General features: G+C 74.9%; 9 protein-coding genes and 1 tRNA gene. 1 reads left to right on the top strand and 9 read right to left on the bottom strand.

All coding sequences use genetic code 11. The annotated features are described in order from the left end of the window. Nucleotides 1-14: 14 nt before the first annotated feature. The 9 genes from WMF44_RS46665 to WMF44_RS46625 form a co-directional block, all read right to left on the bottom strand. Nucleotides 15-1376, bottom strand: a complete 1362-nt coding sequence (locus WMF44_RS46665; RefSeq protein ID WP_437296502.1) for an efflux RND transporter periplasmic adaptor subunit — start codon at nt 1374-1376, stop codon at nt 15-17. Next, a complete protein-coding gene (locus tag WMF44_RS46660) occupies nt 1373-2629 on the bottom strand; it encodes a TolC family protein (RefSeq protein ID WP_437296501.1) in 1257 nt (418 codons plus the stop codon). Before WMF44_RS46660 ends, WMF44_RS46665 begins: the two co-directional genes overlap by 4 nt. 164 nt (nt 2630-2793) lie before the next feature. After that, the gene (locus tag WMF44_RS46655) at nt 2794-3183 is read right to left on the bottom strand and encodes a hypothetical protein (protein ID WP_437296500.1); all 390 of its coding nucleotides are present in this window, start codon (nt 3181-3183) and stop codon (nt 2794-2796) included. Between the two features lie 562 nt (nt 3184-3745). Further along, a tRNA-Leu gene (locus WMF44_RS46650) sits at nt 3746-3827 on the bottom strand. 230 nt (nt 3828-4057) lie between these two features. Further along, entirely contained in the window at nt 4058-5290 is a 1233-nt protein-coding gene (locus tag WMF44_RS46645; RefSeq protein ID WP_437296499.1) for an ATP-binding protein, read from the bottom strand. Between the two features lie 57 nt (nt 5291-5347). After that, nucleotides 5348-7123 (bottom strand): carboxypeptidase-like regulatory domain-containing protein, encoded by a 1776-nt coding sequence (locus tag WMF44_RS46640; RefSeq protein ID WP_437296498.1) that lies wholly within the window; start codon nt 7121-7123, stop codon nt 5348-5350. Nucleotides 7124-7490: 367 nt separating this feature from the next. Next, complete coding sequence (locus WMF44_RS46635) at nt 7491-15473, bottom strand: hypothetical protein (RefSeq protein ID WP_437296497.1); 7983 nt, start codon at nt 15471-15473, stop codon at nt 7491-7493. A 161-nt stretch (nt 15474-15634) separates the two neighbouring features. Next, on the bottom strand, nt 15635-17494 hold the full coding sequence (locus WMF44_RS46630) for a S49 family peptidase (protein ID WP_437296496.1): 1860 nt from the start codon (nt 17492-17494) through the stop codon (nt 15635-15637). Continuing rightward, on the bottom strand, nt 17487-19598 hold the full coding sequence (locus WMF44_RS46625) for a zinc-ribbon domain-containing protein (protein ID WP_437296495.1): 2112 nt from the start codon (nt 19596-19598) through the stop codon (nt 17487-17489). Before WMF44_RS46625 ends, WMF44_RS46630 begins: the two co-directional genes overlap by 8 nt. Nucleotides 19599-20198: 600 nt before the next feature. On the opposite strand from WMF44_RS46625, the gene WMF44_RS46620 reads away from it, so the two are divergent. Further along, nucleotides 20199-21326, top strand: a complete 1128-nt coding sequence (locus tag WMF44_RS46620; RefSeq protein ID WP_437296494.1) for a hypothetical protein — start codon at nt 20199-20201, stop codon at nt 21324-21326. Nucleotides 21327-21443: the final 117 nt, after the last annotated feature.

Genomic DNA, 21443 nt, shown 5'->3' with positions numbered 1-21443 from the left:
GGTCCTCGCGCTCCTCAGTGCTGGTGTCCGGCCTCGGATTTGCCGAGCTCCGCCTTGAGGATGAAGCTGTTCTTGCCGACGTAGCGCTCGCCGGCGGCGACGCCGGCCTCGATCTCGACGACCGGCGCGCCGCGCCGCGGTTCGGCGGCGGGGGCGCCGGGCGGCCCGCCCCCGCTCGTGCCACGGCGCCCGATCTTCACGGGGCGGGCCTCGAAGGCGCCGCCCTCCTCGACGAAGACGACGTCCTTGCCCTCGACCCGCTGGATGGCCTCGTCGGAGACGACCACGGGCGCGGCCGCCTCCTCGACGGCGATGTCGGCGGTCGCGAAGAGCCCGGGGCGCCACGCAGCGCCCGGGCTCTCTAGGACGACGCGGGCCACGGCCGAGCGGCTCTGCTCATCGACGACCTGCCCCAGGTACGCCAGCGTGCCCTGCGCGCTCTGCTCGATCCCCTCGGCCTTGACCCAGGCCGTCTGGCCGATCCGCGCGCGGCTGAGGTCCTTGGCGTAGACGGTGACGTTGACCCAGATGGTCGACAGGTCGGCGATCACGAAGACCTGGGTGTCTTCCTTGAGCACCTCGCCGATGGCGATGTGCTTCTCGATGATGGTGCCGTCGATGGGGGCGACCAGCGCGTAACCGCTGCCCTTGCCCGCGCCCGAGCCCGCGGCGGCGCTGAGCTTCTGGGCGGCGCTGCGGTGCTCGATCCGCGCCTCGGCGACCGCCTGCCTGGCCGCGAGGTACTCCTTCTCGGCCGAGATGCGCTCCTTCCAGAGCGCCTCGTGGCGCGTGAAGCTCGCCTCGGCGAGGGAGAGGCGCTCCTTGGCCGCCAGGAGCTCGCGCTGGAGCTCGGCGAGCTCGCGGCTGTCGAGCACGGCGAGCACCTCTCCTCGCGTGACCGTGTCGCCGAGCTGCTTCTTCACCTCCCGCGCCGTCCCCGGCACGCGGGGCGTGACGTGCGCGATGGCCTCGGCGTTGAGCGCGACCTCGCCGGGGAGGGTGACCGTCACCGCGACGTTGCCCGGTCCGGCGGTGAGCATCTCCAGCCCGGCGTTCTGGATCATCGCGGGCGACAGCTCGAGCCTGTCGCCGTGGGCGTGCGCTTCCCCGGGCTCGTCCGGCGCGTGCTTTTCCGCGCGGTCGTCGCCGTGGTCGTGATCGTGATCGCCGTCGTGGCCATCGGCGTGCGCTCCCTCCTCCTCGCCGTGCCGATGCCCGTCGTGCTCCTCGTGGCCGGCCTCGCGGTCGTGCCCGTGGCGTCGATGCTCGACGCGCACCGTGATGGCGACGGCCGCGACGACGAGCGCCAGGATCGCGGCGGCGATCGTGGCGATCACCTTCGGGGAAAGCTCGATCTTGCGCGGAGGAGCGCTCATCGGGGCGCCCTCCCCGCGGCGACGAGGAGCTCTATCTTGGCCGCCGCGTGGGCGTGCTCGGCCTCCAGCAGCGCCGCCTCGGCGTCGATGACCTCACGCCGCACCAGGAGGACGCTCGCGAGATCCTTCTCGCCGAGCTCGTACCCTCGCGCCGAGATCGCGGCCGCCTGTTCCATCAGGGTGGCCGTCGGTGTCAGCGCCTGGAGGGCCTCTTTCGTCGCCTTGTAGCGCGCGTAGAGCTGGGTGATGTGGCCCGCGGCGCCGGTCCGCGCGGCCTCGGCGCGGGCCTCTGCGACATCGATCTCCGCGGCGGCGGTCGCGGCGCCGGCGCGGTTGGCGTTGAGGATCGGCAGCGGGATCGCGAGGCCGAGCATGCCGATGTTCGCGCCGTCGTCGCGCTCGACCTGGGCGACGACGTTGACGGTGGGCCACCCGGCCGCCCGCTCGCGCTCCGCCCTGGCCCGCGCGGCGTCGACCGAAGCCTCGGCGGCCCCGACATCGGGGCGCCGCCCCAGGTCGCCGAGGATCGACGCGAGCGGCGGCGGATCGTCAGGCGGCACGAGGGGCCCCTCCACCGGGGGCAGCGGCTGCGCCGCTCGCAAGGGGAGGCCGAGCAGGCCGAGGAGCGCCGCCTCGTCGGCATCGCGCGTGCCTTCCGCCGCCTTCGCGGCCGCCTGGTCGCGCCCTCTCTGGAGCGACGCCAGGGCGACATCGACCTCCGGCACCTCGCCTGCCTTGCGCTGGCGCTCCGCGGCGGCGTGGAGCCGCTCTGCGAGCGCGACGCGGGCGCGGGCGAGCTGCACCTGCCGCTCGCCCCGGAGCACGAGGGCGTGCTGGAGCAGGGCGGCGAGCAGGACGCGGCGCCGGCCGTCCTCGGCGCCGATCTCGGCGGCGCGCTGCTCGGCCTTCGCTGCTGCGATGCGCTCGCCTCGCTGGCCGCCGAGCTCGATCGGCCACGCGAGGGACGCCGAAGCGGCCGCCGGCTTGCTCCCGTCGGGGTTGAGCCGAACGCCGCCCATGCCGGTCAGCACGGGGTTCTCGAGGGAGAGCGCGCCTGCGGCCGAGGTCGCTGCGCGGGCGACGCCGACCTCCGCCGTGGCCACGCGCGCGCTCGGGGCTGCGCGGGCGAGGTCGGCGACGCGGGCGCGGGTGAGGGGCGGCTCTGCGGCGAGGGCCGCCGGGGGCGCGATCGACAGGAGGTGAAGGGCGAGCGAGGAAGCGACGAACAGACGACGCACGGGGGGACGGAACATGGACGGACAGCCCTCGAGCGCGTGGAGCGCTCGCGCGAAGAACCGCGGTTGTGCCCGGTCAGGATCGCGCGAGAGGGCCGAGCCCACGGCTGCGCGGCGCAGGGGCGCTCAAGCGCCTGTGCGCTGCTGCCGTGCTCGCGGGTGCGACACCTGACGCGGGCGCCTCAGGCGCGCGGGTGTCGGGGTGGCCGTTCGAGGCGGTGAAGGAGGCTGCGCCCTGGCATTTCCGGCAGCGTCGACGCGGCGATCTCGTACGCCTCCAGGAGGATGTAGGGCAGCGCGGCGCCGACGGACAGCGTCATGGGGATACGGCCACAAGCGCAGTCGCTGCAGCTGGGCGGACAGTCCTCGTGGGAGCTGTCAGGCGCCGCGTCCTCCTCGTGATGGGCCGACGACGCCTCGATCATCGGGTGCTCGCAAGCGATCGTCATGCCGAGCGCCTGGAGGGTGTGGCCCTGCGCCATGAGACCGACGACGAGCAGCACCGGGAGCGCGGCGCGGATCCAGCGAAGGATCGCGCTGCGGTCACGATGGGGTCGCCGGAGGCGGAACATCCGATGCGAGCGTGGGGGAGGACAAGACGGACGTCAAGGAAGGCGTTCGGCCGAGCCCGACCAGACCGCTCGGCGACCGATGCAAGCCTGCGCGCGCCGTCGATGCGCGCCCGGACGGAGGATTGAGCAGGAATGCGCGCGACACGGTCATCGCGGCACCCCGGACTCCACGCTGGAACATGCTGCGTGGACCCTCCACGAACAGCGTAGGTCCGACTTCAAAGCCCCCTGCCGCGGACACCTCGCGCTCACGACCGATGGCTCGATTGGCGTCAACGCCAGTGCGATAGGGACATGAACCATCGTCCGTATCGAACGGAGCGCCACTCCCCGCGCGGCATGTGCTGCCCGCGTGCATCGCCGTGCGTCCAGCTGGGCGCAGACGAGCGCTCAGCGGTGCCACGGCAAGCCGTCGAGACTCAGACGCGCGCTCCGAAGCCGGGCGGCCCCGTCAAGACACAGGGGCAGCCTCACCGGTACCGCACACGAGCCGAGGGAATGCGCTCAGCCAGCTGTGCACGAGGAGGGGAGAACGAGGCGTCGAGAGTAGAGAGACAGGGAGTGCGAAGGGGGGGACTTGAACCCCCACGGTGTTACCCGCTAGCACCTCAAGCTAGTGCGTCTGCCAATTCCGCCACCTTCGCGAGTGCGGTTGCGGGACGGAACCTACCCAGCTGGCCGGGGAAGTCAAGCTAATCCTCACAACGTCGTCCCACGGCGCAGCGCCTGCGCTGGTCAGCCCGGCGCGGCGGCCTCGCGGCCTCGACCGATCGCCGGCTGCCACGGCGGCGCGCGCGACCGGAGCGCGCACGCGCACGAGAGGAGCACGCCCGCACCCGCGCGGAGCGCTGCGCGCACCTCGCCCGCGGGCTCTTCAGCGGACGAGCGCCTCGACGATCTCGCGGATCTCGAACGGCTTGCGCACCCAGGAGACGCCGGCGTTCGCGGGGAGAGGATCGGCGCCGGCGCTGCCGGACATGACAACGAGCCGCACGTCCGGGTTGGCCCTGCGCACGGCGGAGACGGTGCCGAGGACGTCCTGCTGGATCGGCGAGATGTCGAGCAGCGCAGCCTGGAACGGCCCGGAGGCGAGGGCCCCAGGGAGCTCGACCGCGCTCTGCACGCTGACGATGCTCGCGCCGCGCGCTGTGAGCGCCGTGTCGAGCAGATCCACCACCGCGTCGTCGTCCTCGACCACCAGGATCCTGACGCCATCGAGGATCGTCCCGTGCTGCGGCGGCGACGTCGTGTTCCGCGGCGCAGGCGGCTTTTCCTCGGCGCCTGCTTCGCCGGGCGGGGCGTCGGCGGGCGGCGTGTCCTCGACGGGCCAGCGCAGCTCGAAGCGAGCGCCTTCCTCCGAAGGCACGAGCGCGAGCGCGCCGCCGGCAGCGCTCGCCAGCGCCGCGGAGTGGCGGAGGCCGATGCCCGCTCCGCCAGGCCGCGTGGAGACGCCGGAGCTCAGCAGCGTCGCTCGGCGCGACGGCGGGACGCCGGGCCCCTGGTCCGCGACGCCGATGACGACCGCGGCACCCTCCAGCCTGGCATCGACACGGACGGACGAGCCGCGGGGCGACAGCGCCACGGCGTTGAGCAGGAGGTTCGTCAAGATCTGCACGACCGCAGCGCCGTTGCTCACGCCGGTGCGCGCGACAGCGGGCGCGATCACCGCGCGGAGCGCGATCGCCGAGCGGCGCGCCTCGGGCTCGAGCCCCATCACGGCGTCGTCGATGACGTCGGCGATCAGGCGCGCCGGCTCCCCCAGCGGCCTCGACGCGACCTCGCCGTCGCCGGCCGGACGCCCCTCGGCGCCGATGGCCCGCCGGATCAGGCGGCGAGCGTCGTGCGCGCGGGACGCGGCGACGCCGAGCGCGCGGCCCAGCTCGGGGCCTTGCTCGCCCTGCGCGCGCTCGATGCACCCCACGATGACCGTGAGCGCGTTGGAGACCTCGTGCAGCGCGATCGCGAGCTCCTGCGCAGACGGAAGCGCGGTCCCGGTCGCGCGCTCCTCGTCGGCGCGCTGGCCGAGGTCGCCGCGCAGAGGAGGCGCGAGGCTCAGGCCATCCTCGGTTGAAGGCTCCGATGTCCCACCGCGCGTCGGCTGCGCCACGGGCGTTAGCCTATCTCGCTCCGCGCTGGGCTGGTACCGCCCTTTTTCGCTCCGACTTCACCGGAACATCGATGGGGGGAGCGGCAGTACATAGGAGCCATTGGCCGCCGACCGGGTCTCGCCGATCTGGATGCCCCTCGTCTCCTGCGCGGTCGCGCCCTGGACCGGCAGCCAGGCCACGACCGTGGCGTCGCCGAGCCGGGCGCCCGACGCGTCGCGGACGACGCCCTGGAGCACGGCCGGGAACGAGATGGCGAGCTCGAGGTCGGTGACCGCGGCGTCCATCGCAGAGACCGTTAGGCGCGGCCTGACGAGCCACGGGAAGGCGGAGCCGGGCGTCGGGCGGACCGAGAAGTCGAACTCCCCTGGGTCGATGCCGATCGAGAACGCGCCGTCACGGAGGACCCCGGACGCCTGCCGGGGCAGCAGCGGCCCGGGCGTCAGCACCTGGCCGATGTAGGGCGTGACCTGGCCGCGGGCAGGGACCGCGAACACGCTGGCGCCGTCCATCAGCTCGCCCATGGGCCCCTGGACGCGGCCGCGCAGCGTCCCGGCCTCGGGGATGACGACCGACTGACCGCAGTAGCAGTCGTCGCCGGCGGCGAACTTGAGCGGCTGCTTGACGGCCGCCTTGGTGGTGTCGTTGATCGGCTGCGCGAAGAGGACGTACTCGCCTGGCGGGAGATCGGCGCGGAAGAGGCCGTTCGCGTCCGTCTCGGTGTCCAGCTTGTAGGCGGCGGTGGGCGCCCTGTCGATGATGGCGCTCTGGATACGGACGGCGGAGAGCACCGGGTTGCCGTTCACGTCGAGCGTCTGACCTTCCACGCGGCGCGCCGCCGCGTCGAGCTGGAGGAGCGACAGGTCCAGGTTCCCCGTGGAGCCCTGGAGCGCGAGCGCGGCGAGCTCCCAGTAGACCGTGGGCCTCGGCACGCCGTCCTTCGGACGCAGCCGGATGAGCGGGCTCCTGTCCTTGTCGGCCCAGTAGAACTTCACGTTGAACCCGACCTGCGTCGCGGTCGCCTGCGAGTCGGGCTCGGCCTGTTCGAGGAGGCCTGCCTGGGAGAGGACGCTGCCGGTCACCGGGTCGACGAGATCGAGCTTCCACCCGTCGACGCGCATGCCCTCGGGCACCTGCAAGCTGCCCTGGAGCACGGCGGGCGCCTCGGCGTTGATGCCGAGCGTCCACTGCTCGGGGACCACCTGGTTCGGCAGGAAGATCGGCGGGGGGATGTCGTCGAGGCAGTCGGCGCGCGCCTGCGGAATCAACGAGATGTGGTAGTCGCCTGCGGGGATAGAGAGCTCGAATCTCTGGCCGTCGGTGCCGTCCGGCTCCGAGAGCGTCGAGTAGCTCTGGGTGGGCAGGCCCAGGATCGGCGCGAGGCGCCGGAACTCGACCTTCACGGGGAACTGCCCGCCGGTCAGGGGAGGCAGCCCGCTGGTGCGGCCCTCGCAATAGGAGCCGCCGAGGCGCATCGTGGCCTTCACGCGCGCGGGCATCGGGATCGTGAGATCGACGGAATGCACCTGCCCGCCAGGGTCCTGAGGAGGGAAGCCGCTCGCTGCATCGATGGCGAGGAGATGGGAGACCTCCGCGCCCAGCTCGGGCGAGGCGCGCGGCCGGATCTCGAGGATGAGCCCCTCGAGGTTCGCGCTCGTCGAGACGCACGCGCGTTGCCCGCTGACATCGGCGCAGGTCGCCCCCGGGCCGCACTCGACCGACCCGTCGCAGGCGTTCATGGGGGCGGATTCCGCCATTTCGAGGGGAATGCCGCAGGCCACCGAGGTCGGGAGGCAGGCGAGCAGCGCGGCGCATACGACGTGTCGCGCGCTCACGGCGCCCTCCTCGCCGCGGACGCAGCGCGCGCAGCGCGGAGCAGAGACCGCCCCCGTGGCGGCGCGGAGAGAGAGCGCCGCGGCCCCGCGGAGACGCCGGCGACCGGTGGCCGCCGAGCGGAGGAGAGCGACGCGCGGAGCCCGAACGGGTCCGCACCCGAGCAGGCGCAGGGGAAAATCACACCCGAACGAGAAGGCGATGTTCGTGCCAACCGACAGACGGCGTTCCGGGCAGCGTGTGGCGTGCATCCGCTCGACAGGGCGCCGCGCAACCCGCGGCGGCGCTGTGACAGCGCTGTCGCGTCGAGACGGATGCGCCGATGCGGCCACCCCGCACTCATCGCAACCAGGCGAAGCACGGAGACGCCTACGTGCCTGCACGGAAGCGCGAGCTTCCCGTGTCGACCCGCCGGAGTGAAGGCACCGTACCGGGCTGCCATCGCGCTTCGGCGTACTCCATCCGCGTCGCGAGGCGTACGAGATCGGCGATCTCGGGGACCGCCGCGCAGGCCGCGGCGAGCCCTTCGGGGTCGGAGAGCGGGACCGCCAGCTCCACGCCGCGCTCCTTGAGGGTCGCGCGCACGGCCGTGGCGACGTTGCCCGCGGCGAAGAGGCCAGCGCGGCGCATCGCGGTGCGGGTCGTCTTGACGGCCCCCTCGTAGGTGATCTTGTCGGCGCTGTCGCAGATCTCGCGGAGGCGACGCTCTGCGCGCGGGGGGATGAGCTGCCAGAGGTTCTGCTCGAGCCGCACCACGGCCGGATTGCCGCGGGCGCTGTGCGCGGTGGCCTCCAGGGGCCCGAACGCGGCGACGATGGCGGAGAGCAGCGTGCGGAGCTCATCCTCCGAGCTGGTGTTCACCAGGACATGGTCGGGCATGGCGCCAGCGAGCTGAGCGCCGAGCAGGTAACGCAGCTCGGGGGTGTCCTCGCGGACCTCGCCCCGCAGCAGCACGGCCGGCGGGTTGACCCGGACGATCTGCCCCTCCGGCGGCGACGGAGCAGGCAAGGGAGCGCGCTGGTGGAAGAGCGCGGTGCGCAAGAGGCCGAGGTGAGCGGCCATGACGCCGTAGATCTCCCCGAGGAGGGTAGGCGATGTCGGCTGGATCCGCTCGGAGGGGACGAGCCCGGACTGGCCTGCGTCGCGGCGGTAGAGGCCCGTCTCCCAGACGATCGCGAGCGCCTCGTTGACCGGCGACTCCAGATCGCGGAAGAGCAGCGCGCTCACGAGCTCCGGCGCGTCGCGCTGCGCGGCGAGGGCCGGCGGCGTGACGACGCCCTCGCCGGGCCGATCGGACGGCTCGTCACCGTCGAAGGCGCGCAGCACGTGCTCGATGGCGCGGGCGTAGGTCATGTTCTTGTCGGCGATCGCGGCCGCCTGGAGGCGCTCCAGCGTGCCCCGATCGCCGAGGCGCAGGTGGGCCTGCATCCGTCGGACCGCCAGCGCCTCCCGGGAGCGATCGTCGCGCGGAGCGAAGCTCTTGATGAGCCGCTCGCCAGCGTCGTACGAGCCCGCGGCGAGCTCGCGGAAGAGCGCTGCCTCCTCGAAGCTCTCGGCCGCGGACGGCGACCACGCGGCCACGAGCCGCGTCGCGGAGGAGGGCGGCTGGATCGACGCCGGGGCGGAGACCGGGGGCCCGGGCTGCGGCGCGCTGACGCTGGAGCGGAACGACGCGGCGCCGCCGCGCGCGGCGTTGCTCTCCGCGGCGCCCGACGCGGCGCTCGGCGACGGCGAGGCGGCGGTGCTCGCCGTCCCGTCGAGCAGATCGTCGTCCGACACCGCGGGAGAGGTGGCTTGCGACGGGTCGTCGGCGATCAACCCCTCGTCGAGCGGGTCGTTGAGCTCGACGAGATCGATGTGCGGGTTGCTCGAGGCCGGCGCGCCGCCGCTCGACGGCGCGCGGCTGCTCGCGGGCCCGATCCCGCTCGACGGCGCGCGGCTGCTCGCGGGCCCGATCCCGCTCGACGGCGCGCGGCTGCTCGCCGGCCCGGCGCCGCTCGACGACGCGCGGCTGCTCGAAGGCCCGGCGCCGCTCGACGACGCGCGGCTGCTCGCGGGCCCGACCCCGCTCGACGGCGCGCGGCTGCTCGCGGGCCCGACCCCGCTCGACGGCGCGCGGCTGCTCGCGGGTCCGGCGCCGCTCGCCGCCGACGCAGCGCTGGGCGGCGCCTCTGGCGCCGCCTGGACCGGCTCCGCCGCGGCCCGGAGCGTCGCAACCTGGAGCACTTCCTCGGGAGGCAGGGTCGCCCGCTCGCTGGCCAGCTCGGCGTTCAGCTCGGCGATCTTCAGCCCCAGCGAGCGATCCGAGCCCGCGAGCGCCGTGGCCTGCGAGAGGATCTTCGCCGCGCGATCCGGGTCGCTCGACACGTGCAGGCGCGCGAGCTGCATCAGCGCGCGCGCGCGATCGATCCCCGAGCTCTGCGCGGCGAGCTCCTCGAGCGCCTTCCGGGCGGCCTCGGGCTCACCTCGCGCGGCCGTGAGCTCCAGCTGGCGGCGCAGCGCCAGCGTGCGCGTCTCCGGCTCCGCCGCGGCCTCCTCGAGCAGGCGCGCGGCCGCCTCGAGATCGCCGGCGCTCTGAGCGGTCTCGGCGGCGGCGAGCGCGACCCGACCGCGCGCGCGCATCCCCTGGAGATCGCCGCCGAGCGCGCGGTCGAACAGCGGGAGGGCGGCAGAGAAGTTCCGCTTCAGGGCCAGGCGCTCCGCCATGCCGAGCGCGACCAGCGTGCTCGGGCCGACCTCGGCGTGGCGCCGGGTCAGCTCCCGCATGCCGGCGCCGTGGCCCTGGATGACGTCGAGCGTCTCGGCGAGCAGGAACGCGTGCAGGTCGACGTGCGCCGGGCGCAGGCGCGGCGCGATGCGGCCGAGCTCCTCCACCGCGGCCTGCGCGTCGCGCGGCGTCCCGGTCCCGCGCAGGCGATACTCGATGCGGCGCGCCTCGAGGACGGCGTCGGGCGACTCCGGGGCGAGCTTCACGGCGCGGCGAGCGCGCTCGAGCGCCGTCGCGTCGTCCCCGAGCGTCGAGGTGGCGCGCGCCGCCTCGACCAGCAGCTGCGCGCGCCGCTCGGGGGCGTCGCGCGACGCGCTGGCGAGCTGATCGAGCGCCGCGGCGAGCGCGTGGCCGTCCCCCTCCCGGCGGGCGATCTCGACGCGGAGCTCGATCACGGCCTCGCGCGGCGCGATGCGAGCGACGCTCTCCAGCGTGTCCTTCGCGGACTCGACGTCCCCGCCGCCGAGGTAGCTGCTGCACGCGCGGAGGCTGTACTCGGCCCGCTCGTCGGTGGTCGTCGCGAGATCGCCCAGCCTGCACCAGAGCGGGGCGGCGCGCAGCGGCGTCCCGAGCCGCTCGTGGATGTCCGCGAGGAACCTCAGCGCGCTCACGTCGTCCGGTGACGCCGCGAGCAGGGCCTCCAGCTCGGCGCACGCCTCGTCGAGGAGGCCGAGGCGCTGCTCGAGCAGGGCGGCGCGCCGGAGCCGCAGCGCGCGCCGCGTGTCCGGCAGCGGAGCCGCCTCGATGCGGCGCGCGAGGAGGGCAGCGACCGCGGCGTGATCGCCGCGGTCGCTCGCGTCCTGCTCGACGACCTCGACGGCGTGCATGTCGGTGAGATCCAGCCGGGCGATCGCCTCGTAGAGCGCCACCGCGGCGCCGCGATCGCCGAGCTCCTGGGCCAGCGGCGCGAGCTCGCGGAGCACGACCAGCCGCTCCTCGTCGCCGCTCAGGATGCCCTGGAGGCGCGTGAGCACGTCGAAGAGCCGCTGGCGATCGTCGGCGCTCCGCGCGAGCCGGATGAGCTCGTCGATGTGCGCCTTGTCGAACGGCGTCCTCTGGGCGGCCTCCAGGAGGAGCTCCACCGCGCCATGGAGATCGCCGCCGGCGGCGAGGATGCCGGCGTGCTCGCGCGTCAACCCGAGGCGGACGGCATCCGGCAGGTCGACGCGCGCGAGCTCGGACTGGACGAGCGTCTCGAGATCGGCGCTGCGACGCTCGGCCGCGTACAGCCGGCGCAGCCGGGTGACGACCTCGTCGCGCGTCTCGCCCACGAGCTGCCCGCCGGCGAGCGCCCGCTCCAGGGCGACGGTGGCCTCGGCGCGCTGGCCCTCGCGCTCGTGTTTGTCGGCGAGGTGCAGCAGCGCCTCGAGGCGCCGCGCGACCGGCAGCGCGTCGTCCAGCGAGCGCTTCAGCGCCTCGTCCCCGCTGGCCTCGACGGCCCCCTCCGCCTCATATGCGAGCGCGTCGTCCTCCGGCGCGCGCCGGGCGGCCTCCACGAGCAGCGCCGCGGCGACCGGCGGCACGTTCAGGGCGCCCGCGAGCTTGCTCGCCCACCTGAGCAGGCCGGGACCGACGCTGGAGTGCGGCCTCATCGCCGCGGCGTACACGGCCGCGACGAGGTGCGACGCCGGCTCGGTCTGCCGCGCGAGCTCGCCGACGATGTCGAGGAGCGTCTGGAACTCGTCGACGTCGCCGTCGGCGAGCATCGCGCGCTCGATCGCGGCGAGCGCGAGCGCGGGCGAGTCGAGGACGGCGACGGCGATGCGCGCCATCGCGAGCCCCGCGCGGGCCCCCTCGGGGCCGTCGAGCTTCGCGATGCTCGCCTTGACCGCGCGGTCGAAGCGGATGGCCTCGACCTCCGGCTGCCCCGTGCACGCGATGAGGTCGCGGATGGCCGCGCCGACGTCCTCGACGAGCGCCGCGTCCGGGCGTACGACCATCGCGCGGAGCAGGATGTCGAGGCGCAGCCGGAGGCCCTCCTCCGTGCGGCCGGTGAGGGCCGCGGCGCGCTTCAACCACGCGTTGCGCGACGCCGGATCGGCCGTCGTCGCCACCCGCTCGAGCGCGCGCACGGCGTCCGACGGCTCGCCGACGTGCTCGGCGAGCCGAGCGAGCAGCACGTACGAGGTGCCCTCGGTCGGGACCGCCTCGAAGCTGGCCACGGCGTGCGCGAGCGCGAGATCGAACGCGCCGCGCCGCTCGAGCTGCCGCGCCGCGCGGTAATGGGCGGCGCGGCGGCCATAGCAGCCCAGGGCCGCGTCGGCGAGCAGCCGGTAGGTCTTGTCGAGGACGACGACGCCGCCGTCGGCGTCCGCCGATTTCTCGACCAGCGCGACGGCGTCCGCGCGGAGGGGATCGAGCTCGATCGCGCTCGCCGCCGCGGAGAGCGCGCGCTCGGGCAGGCCGTGCTCGTGCGCCAGGTTGGCGGCCTCGATCAGCAGGTTGGCGCGCCTGCGCCGCTCGGGCCCGACGTCGCCCGACCACCTGTTCTCGTCCGCGGCGGGCTGCGCTCCCCGCTCGCTCCGCGCCTCCGCGGCGCGCGCGACGATCGCCTCGATCGCCGCCTCGACGCCCGCGAACTCGCACATGTCCCGCGCGTAACGCTCGGTGCCGCCGCTCGGCGCGAGCTCGCTCGCGCGGAAGAACGCCTCCTCGGCGCCCCGGTGATCCTCCGCCAGGTCCCAGCGCAGGCTGCCGAGCTCACGCCACGCGGCCGCGGCCTCCGCCGCCGCGGCGGCGCCCTGCGCGGTGAACGCCCGGGCCTTCGCCTCGGTCAGCGCGATGGCGCCGTCGGAGCCGAGCCCCTTCGCGTCGAGCAGCGACGACTCGAGGCGCTGGACCCGCGCGAGGATCTCGTGAGGATCGGCCTGCACCGCGGCTGCGCGCGCGAGCTCCTGCGCTGCCCCGTCCGGATCGCCGCCGTCGAGCCGGCAATCGGTGAGCATGAACATCAGCTCGGGGGCGTGCGCCGCCGTGATCTCGACGGCCAGCCACCGCTCGAGCACGGTCACCGCGAGGTGAGGGTCGCCCGCCCGGCGCGCGAGCTCCAGCAGCCGCTCGCGCAAGAGCGGGTTCTGCGGGCCGAAGACGTCGAGCGAGCGCCTCGCGAGCGCCGTTCCGCGCTCGGGATCGAGGTCGTAGAGGGCGTGCAGCGCGCTCGCCAGCGCCGCCGCCATCTCGCCGAGCGGCTTGGGCTGCGCCAGGATCCACGCGAGCGCGTCCGAGAGCCGGGCCGCGTCGCCGGCGGCGGCCGCGCGGCGGATGAGCTCCGCGGTCGCCTGGGGGCACCCTGGCCGCAGCGCGAGCCAGCGCTGGGTCCACGCGAGTGCGAGCGGCAGCTCGCCCAGCGCCTCCAGCGCCCTCGCGAGGCCGTCGCAGAGCGCGCCGCGCGGGAACACCGTGGTGATGGAGCGCTCGATCGCGGCCGCCACCGCCCGGTCGACCTCGAACGGAGGCGCCTCGCCCGCCTCCGCGGCGGCGGCGAGATCCGCCGTGAGGAGGGAGGCGAGCGTGGCCACGGCGCGCGCGGACGACGGATCGGCCTCGCAGGCGAGCAGCGCGACCTCGCGCGAGAGCGCCGCCTCGCGCGCCCGCTGCGTCCGGTGGTAGAGCGCCGCGGCGATCGAGAGCAGCACCGCGCGCAGCGCCGGCCAGACCGGCGCGGCGAGCTGCACGAGCGCGTCGGCGCGCTCCCGCAGGCGCCCGGTCCGCGTGGCCAGCACGAGCGCGGCGCTCGCCGCGCCGCGGTGCCCCGGGGCCTCGCCGAGCAGCGGCAACACCTCGTCGAGGGCGCGGGCGTCCTGGCCTTGCCGCCGGGCGATCGCCGACAGGAGCAGCCTTGCGCGCACCAGCTCGACCCGCGTCAGCGAGGCCGCGCGGATCGCCTCGGACCTCGCGGAGCGCGCGCCTTCGCCCTCCGAGGGCGCCCGCGTCGCCTCGGCCAGCCGCGCGCGGAGCAGGGCGTCGAGCGCGGCGCCTCCCCCGCTCCGCCGGCTCAGCCGATCGAGTGCCAGCAGGCAGCCGCGGTCGGCCGGCAGCGCCCGCGAGAGCCCGACGAGCGCCTCCTCGTAGGCCGCGCGCTCCTTCGGGCGGCCGCGGTAGATCACGACCAGCCGGCGGAGCGCGTCGATCCGCCCCTCGGCGGTGTCCGCGCCGCGGAGCGCGCGCTGCGCCGCGGCGAGCGCCTCGTCCTGCCCCTTGAGCCGATCGGCGATCCGCTGGAGCCCTGCCTCGGCGGGCGTCGGGTCCCCGCCGATGTCTCTCAGCGCCTCGAGCGCCCAGCGCGCGAGGCCGGGGTCGCCGATCTTCTCCTCCGCGAGGCGCGCGAGCTCCGAGAGCGCGTCGATCCGCCCCGCCGCGTCCTCCGTCGCCCGCGCGTCGGAGCCCTCGCCGATGCGGATGAGCGCCTCGACGAGGGGCGCCATGTCGTGCAGCGTCGCCGCGTGGTCGCGCAGCGCGGAGCGCGCGGCGGCGCTGCCGGAGTCGCTCGCCGCGGCCTCGATCCAGGCCTCCACGGCGCGATCGGGGCTCGCGAGCGGGCCAGCGTGGAGCCGCGCGAGCGCCACGTACGCCTCGGCCCTCGACGCCCCGACCCGCTGCTCCGCCCTGAGCTCGATCCGCGCGGCCACGAGCTCGTAGAGCCCCGCCTGCTCGAGCACCTCGTCGATCGCGCGGGCGGCGTCGCCGTCGATCGCCCCGTCGAGGCCCGCGTCGAGCACGCACCCGACGGCGCGCGCCCAGTCGCCCTCGTTCGTCGCGCCCTGGAGCCGGTGGCCGTGCACCTCCAGCGCGCGTCGCAGGAGGGCGGAGGGGCCAGGGGCCTCGCCCTCGCCGCGAGGCGCCCGCGCCGCGAGCGCGTCGGCGTGCGTCCGGAGCACCTCGTCGGCCGCGCCCTGCCGGCCGCGCAGGAACAGCGCGGCCGCCATCGCCTTGGCGGCCGTGTCGTCGTGAGGCGCGATCTCGAAGGCGCGCAGGCGATCCTCGAACGCCGCCTCCCGCTCCCGCGCGGCTTCGCGCCGCTTGGCCGCCTCCAGGTACGCCTTCGCCGCGGCCGCGGGGAACACCTCGTCCGACGCCCAGGCCGCGATCGTGCCGAGCAGCTCGCTCGCCATCGCGTCGTCCGGGGCGAGCGCGCTCGCCTCTTCGAGCGCGTCGACCGCGCCCGCGACGTCGCTGGCGCGCGCGAGGAGCACGGCGATCTTCACCAGCATCCGCGCCGTCGCGCCGGGCGGCTGCGCGTCGTCGCGGAGGCCGCGCAGCGCCGCGGCGGCCAGGGCTGGCTCGCCCAGCCCGGCCAGCCAGCCGGCGAGCTCGCTCCTCATCGCCGGGTCGTCGCCCAGCGAGAGCGCCCGGCGCGCCAGCGCCGCCGCCTGGTCCAGCTCGACGCCGCGCGCGGCGAGGATCCTCGCGAGGGCGAGGGCTGCCTCGCGCTCCCCTTGCGCGTCGCCGGCGGCGCGGCGCTCGTCCACCCGCGCGCGCCAGTAGGCCTCTTCAGCCCGCGGGCCGCGGTGGCGCGAGACCGGCGCGATCGCCCGGGCCCCTGCGAGGACCAGCTGCCCCGCAGAGGCGGGCCCGGCAGGATCCATCAGCTCCGGCGAATGCAGCGACCTCCTCGCGCCCGACGCTGATGCTGCCCGATCCGGAGGTGAAGAGCTCATTTCGGCGACCCGCTTCGGGTATGCTGAACCCGCTCAGCCTACCAGAACGACCGAGGTACAAGGCCAGTCTTCCGGTGCAATCTCGCGCTTTACCGGAGCGTCACCGCGAACGGTAACACCGTGAGCGCCCTCTCTCCGGCCAGGAGAGGCGCCATGGAGGCGGCGAAGGTCCCGACCTCCGGCGCGACGCCGAGCCACTCCGGCAGGAGGACGGAAGCCACCGCCTCCCGCGCGCGCTCCTTGAGCGCTGCGCGGTCGGGAGCCCGAGCGCTGCCCTCGTTGGCTTCGTCGCCGGTCGCCAGGAGCTCCAGCAGCCCGCCGTCGTCCTGCTCGATCTCGACCGGCGCGTCCGCCGGCAGCTCCGCCAGCTCGCGCGCGAGCGCGATCGCTCGCTCCAGGCCGCCGAGCTCATCGACGAGCGAGCGCCCTGCGGCCTCGACCCCGCCGAAGATCCGTCCCTCCGCCGACGGCGCGATCGTCTCCAACGGGAGGTTCCGTCCCGCCGTGATGCGCTTCAGGAACAGATCGTAAACGGCCTCCATGGAGGCGAGCACACGGACCCGTGTGGGCTCGTCCCAGGGTGTGAGCGCCGACATGTACGCGGCGCGCGCTGCCCGCTGAGGATCCGGGTTGGCCGCGACCGTCTCCGCGTTGATCCCGATGTCCGCAAGCGCCTTCCCCACGGCGAACTTGCCGCCCACGACGCCTATCGAGCCGATGATGCTCGTCCGCTCTGCGACGATCTTGGTGCCAGCGCAGGCGAGGTAGTAGCCGCCGCTCGCGGCCATCCCGCCGATCGAGACGACGAGCGGCTTCTTCTGCCGCAACCGCATCAGCTTCTGCCAGAGCAGATCCGAGGCCAGCGCCGAGCCGCCGGGCGAGTCGATCCGGAGCACCACCGCCTTCGCGCTCTGATCCTCGGTGAGGCGCGTGATCGTTTTCCCGAGCTCGCGCTCGCCGATCCCGTCCGACGAGCCGATGGGCATCCCCTTCGCGCTCATGCTGATGCCGCCGATCGCCGGGACGACCGCCACGTGCGGCGTCCCCAGCGAGCTCGCCCCGGAGACCGAGCGGAACACGTCCACGAGGCTCCGGGAGAAGCTCGCATCGCGCGGGGCGCCGCCGAACCGAGGCACGGAGCGCTCGGTGCCAGCGAGCTTCTTCGCGTCCTCGGTCGCGGACTCGAGATCGCCGATCTCGTCCACGAGCGCCCTCGCCTTCGCCTCCTCGGGCGCGAACGGGCCGTCCTCGAGGGCCTCCCGGAGCTCCTCCTTGCCGCGCCCCTCCACGATGGCCGACAGCCACGCCTCGCGGACCCCGCCGAGCGCGGACTCGAGCGATCGACGCGCCTCGGGGCTCGCCCCTTCCCGCGTGAACGGCTCGCTCGCGCCCTTGAACTTCCCCACCTGGAGGAAGTCGACGTCCACGTTGAGCCTGTCGAGGAGCCCCTTCGCGAACACCAGCTGCGCCGCGATCCCCACCGTGTCGACCTGCCCGGCAGGGCTGAGCCAGAGCTTGCTGCAGGCGATGGACGCCAGCAGCATGGTCGCGTTGTTGTACTCGTCCGCGTGGCACACGACAGGTCGCCCCGCCGCGCGGACATCGCCGAGGATCCGGCCGATCTCGTGGGCCCGCGCGAACGCGAGGCGCGCGCTCCCGAGCCGCACGAGGAACCCCTTCGCGCTCGCGGAGTCGGACAACGCTCGCAGCGACTGCACGAGCTGCGCGTGGGTCCTGCCGCTCGGCGGGCCGAAGAGCGACGCTGACGCGCTCTCGGGGAGCCCGCGCGAGAGATCGATCTCGATGACCGCCGGCTCGTCGAGGCCCGCCGCGGCGGGCGCCGGCAGCGCCGCCGCCCGCTCTCTGCCGGTGCACCCCGCCATCGACGCCGCCACGGCGAGGGCGCCGACGCCGGTCCACCGCACCCCTCGAGCTCGGCGCTTACTCATGCTTCATTCCAGGCAGATCCGAGGTGTCGATATGCGGCGCCGTCGCTCCAGGCGCGGCGGTCGGCGGCGGATGCACGCCGGGCAGATCGCTCGTATCGACGGTGCCGCCCGGGGCGACGTAATCGTCGGGCACGCGGCCGTCGTCCGGCTCCGGCGCGCGGCGAACGCGCGCCGGCGGGCTCGCGGGAGGAGCGCTCGCCGCGGCCTTTGGGCTCGGCGGAGGAGCGCCCGGCGGCGGGCTCTCCGCGCGCGCGCTGGGCGCCGGCTCGGCGGCGCTTCCTGGCTCGCCCTGCGCCTTCTCGAGCCGGTCGATGAAGGCCCGGAGCGGGTGCGCGAGCGGGTGCGGCCGGCTCGTCGCCAGCAGGCGCTCGTCCTCGGCGCGCGCGGCCGCCAGATCGCCGGACCTCGCGAGCGCATAGACGAGGAGCGCCCGCGCTCGCGCGGGGCTCTGCTCGATGCTCGCCGCCGTCCGGAGCCGCTCGACGACGGCGGCCCAGCTCGGATGCGCCTCGGCGAGATCGAGCGCGGCCAGCGTCAGCGCGCTCTCCGGCTGCGCGCTCTCGGCCGAGATCGCGCCGACGAGCTTCCGCGCGGAGGCGAGGTCGCCCTGCATGCGGAGCAGATCGATCGCCGCGCGGGTCACCTCGGCGTTCGCCGGCGCGACGCGCCGCGCGTGCTCGACCGCCTTGCGGGCGCGCTCGATCGCGATGTCGAGCTCGTGCCGCGCCGTGTCCAGATCCGCGTCCCCTGCGGCGAGCAGCTGCAGCCGCAGCCACCGCACGTCCGCGTTCACCGTCTCGACCCGGGCCAGCGCCGCCGCGACGCGCGGGTCGTCCTCGGCGAGCGCGCTCGCCTTGACGAGCTTGTCCCTCGCCGTCTCCGGATCCCCTTCGGCCAGGCTCCTCTCGCCCTCGGCGAGCAGCGCCGAGACGCGATCGTCGCTCGCCGCAGGCCGGGCCTGGACGGCCGGCTTGAGGTACTTCGGCCCGAGGGTCGCCGCGCTCACCACCATGAGGCCGACGACGATGAGGCCGACGACCCACCGCGCGATCCCCGTCCTCCTCGAGGGCAGCGATGTGATCCCCGCGTCGCCGTCCCCCTCGTCGACGTAGGAGGGACGCCCCTCGGGCTCCGCGGGTGCGGCCGGCGACCCCAACGTCGCTGCCCGCCGCGACGCGTGGTCCTCGCTCGCCGCGCGCGGCGCCCCGCGCCTCGCCACGGGGGCTTCTTCTCCCGCGCTGTCGGCGCGCTCGATGCGCGGCGGTGGGACGCTGTTCGGCATCCGCAGCGGAACGACGCCTGCGGCGCGCCCCTGCCCCTCGCCGCCGGCGTCCGCGGGCCCGGGCTTGACGCCGCCCTGGCGCGCTTCGGCGACCCCCGGGCCGCGGAGGGTCCGCGGCTCCTGCCGGCGTGCGGGGTGCCCGTCCGGCAGCGGCGGCGCCTCTTCCGGCGGCACCACGACCCCGGGCAGCGCGCCCGGCTTCGCCATCGCCCGCGCGGGGGCGCCGGCCTCGGAGTCGTAGGCCGCTGTCTGCGCCCCGCGGCGCGGCGACGGGCGCTCCCTGCCCGACTGGACCTCCCGCACGTCCCGAACGATCGTCTCTGCGTCGTGGATGGACTCGGGGGCGACGTCCGCGTCGCTCTCCGCCCGCGGGAGCGGGATCGCGACCGAGTGCTCGGTCTGCGCCGGCGCCGGACCGCCGAGCCCTGGAGGCGTCAGCGACCTCGAGCGGCCAGGGAACGGCGAGGGCCCGCCGATGCCCAGCGCGGTCCCGGCCATCACGATGCTGCCCGGCCCCTTGAAGAACGGCTCCAGCTCCGCGATCGACCCGAGCCGCCGCGGCCTCGCGTTGCCGCGCGAGATCACGTCGTCGCGGGTGATCTGGCCCTGGGTGATCGCCGCCTGGAGCTCCCGGAGCATCTTGAACTCGAGCTCCCGGCCGCCGAGCGTGCGCACCACCCACTTCTCGGGGAGCGCGCCGTCGGTGCGGCGGACCTTGAACTGGAAGCCGCAGTTCGTGCACTTGACCGTCGTGCCGCGCTCCGACACGAGCGCGTCGTCGAACTCGTACTCGGTGCTGCAACGCTCGCAGGTGACATCCATCTGCTCGACCGGTCCCCGTGTCCTCGCGAACGGCTGGCCCCCCAGGCGCGAGCCTGCCGGGGTTCCTCGTTCGGAGGTAGCCGCCCGGAACTCGGCGGAACGGTAGCACGGGTTCCCCTGCGCGCCCCAAAGGGTCGCGCCGCGCCGCGCCGTCCTCCGCTTTCCTCCGCGGTTCAGGGTTCGCGGTCCCCTGCGGCCCCCTCCCCTGCGGCCCCCTCCCCTGCGGGCCCCCTCCCCTGCGGCCCCCTCCCCTGCGGCCCCCTCCCCTGCGGCCCCCTCCCCTGCGGCCCCCTCCCCTGCGGCCCCCTCCCCTGCGGTCCTCCCTGCCCCCCGATGTCGCGGCGGCCGCCGCGTGACCTCCGCGAGGCACGGCACATCGGGGCCGGGCCGCGCCTCGCCTCGCCACGCGCGCGCCACATGCCGACGTGAACGCGGCTTCACGGCGAGCGCGCGATCGGCCAAAATACGCGCCGAAATACGCCGCGACCTGCCAGGCTTGTTTGGGGCATGTCGCTTGCTACGCTCGTCCGGTCGCGACCGTCACGCGCGAGGGCGCGGCTCCTCGACGCCGGGCGGCCGAATGCTTTCGGGAGACGGTGAATGAAGCGACTTACTCTGCTGGGTCTCGCGAGCGTGCTGGCGCCCCTCCTCGCGGGTTGCCCCATCTACGACGACGACGCCGACAGCCCCTTCTGTGATGCAGTCGTCGAGGACTGCACGCCCGGCATCCCGAGCGGCTGTGACGGGCCAGCCGACTGCTGGATCAACGAGACCTGTGGCGAGGACAACCAATGCCACATCGGCGACTGCACGACCTGGGGGTGTAGCCGGGGCTTCGAGTGCGTCATCGCCGACGACCACACCGCCGCCTGCGTCGCGAGCGGCTCCTCCGGGGAGGGGGGCAGCGGCGGGGCCCCCGGCGGCGTCGTGTACTGTGGCAACCCGGACGACTGCGCCGACGGCGAGACCTGCGCGCCGGATGGCACGTGTCAGCCCGGCAGCTGCGATCAGGTCCTTCCGAGCGGCGAGCCGCTCGGCTGCATCCTCGGCTATGTCTGCGAGGGCGACGGGGACGATGCGACCTGCGTGCCGACGACCCCGGCCGCGTGCGGCGCCGACGCCGACTGCGCCCGCCTCGGCGCGGACTACCTCTGCGTCAGCGGCATCTGCACCGCGCCTCAGGACCAGTGCTTCGATCAGACGCAGTGTCCGGTCAACGACAAGTGCGTCGAGGGCAAATGCACGCCCGCCTGCAGCGAGGACGCGGACTGCCCCAGCAGCTACCGCTGCGACGCGACCCTCGGCATCTGCTCCCGCCCTGCGCAGCCCTGCGTCATCACCGACGACTGCGGCGGCCCCTCCGCCGTCTGCGTCGACGGCGCCTGCGTTCCGAGGAGCGACGGCGCCGCCTGCCCCGAGGGCGACGTCTGGGTCGAGAACGGCTGCATCCCGAATCAGTCGAGCAACTTCGTGTGCGGCGAGGATGGAGCACAGGACGTCTGCGCGCCGGGGTCGATCTGTCTGCACCACAGCTGCTACATCTCGTGCGACCAGCCGAACCCGAACGCCTGCGACAACCAGTCGCCCTCGCTGAGCGAGTGCAGGACCGTGGCGACGTTCTCCGGCGAGCACCAGGTCTGCGGGTCGAGCGAGAACCTCGGCGGCGACTGCGATCCCGAGACGCCCTGCAGCGAAGGCAAGATCTGCATCGACGGCTTCTGCCGGTAACGCCGCGGCGCTCCTCCGCCGCGATCGCACCTCGGGGCGGGGCAGCCCCCCTGCCCTGCCCCCTCCGTGCGCAATATGCCCTTGGCATGCGCGCTGCCTCACGTCCCGCCGGTCACT

Origin of the sequence: Sorangium sp. So ce426, assembly GCF_051475585.1 — a bacterium.
GTDB lineage: Bacteria > Myxococcota_A > Polyangia > Polyangiales > Polyangiaceae > Sorangium > Sorangium cellulosum_B.
The sequence above is the reverse complement of the archived record's forward strand: the minus strand, read 5'-3'. Positions and strand labels throughout refer to the sequence as shown.

What these genes read in the sequence shown, in the direction of transcription:
- WMF44_RS46665 (WP_437296502.1), bottom strand. Translation starts at nt 1,376, where the DNA reads ATGAGCGCTCCTCCGCGCAAGATCGAGCTTTCCCCGAAGGTGATCGCC.
- WMF44_RS46660 (WP_437296501.1), bottom strand. Translation starts at nt 2,629, where the DNA reads ATGTTCCGTCCCCCCGTGCGTCGTCTGTTCGTCGCTTCCTCGCTCGCC.
- WMF44_RS46655 (WP_437296500.1), bottom strand. Translation starts at nt 3,183, where the DNA reads ATGTTCCGCCTCCGGCGACCCCATCGTGACCGCAGCGCGATCCTTCGC.
- WMF44_RS46635 (WP_437296497.1), bottom strand. Translation starts at nt 15,473, where the DNA reads ATGGATCCTGCCGGGCCCGCCTCTGCGGGGCAGCTGGTCCTCGCAGGG.
- WMF44_RS46630 (WP_437296496.1), bottom strand. Translation starts at nt 17,494, where the DNA reads ATGAGTAAGCGCCGAGCTCGAGGGGTGCGGTGGACCGGCGTCGGCGCC.
- WMF44_RS46625 (WP_437296495.1), bottom strand. Translation starts at nt 19,598, where the DNA reads ATGGATGTCACCTGCGAGCGTTGCAGCACCGAGTACGAGTTCGACGAC.
- WMF44_RS46620 (WP_437296494.1), top strand. Translation starts at nt 20,199, where the DNA reads ATGAAGCGACTTACTCTGCTGGGTCTCGCGAGCGTGCTGGCGCCCCTC.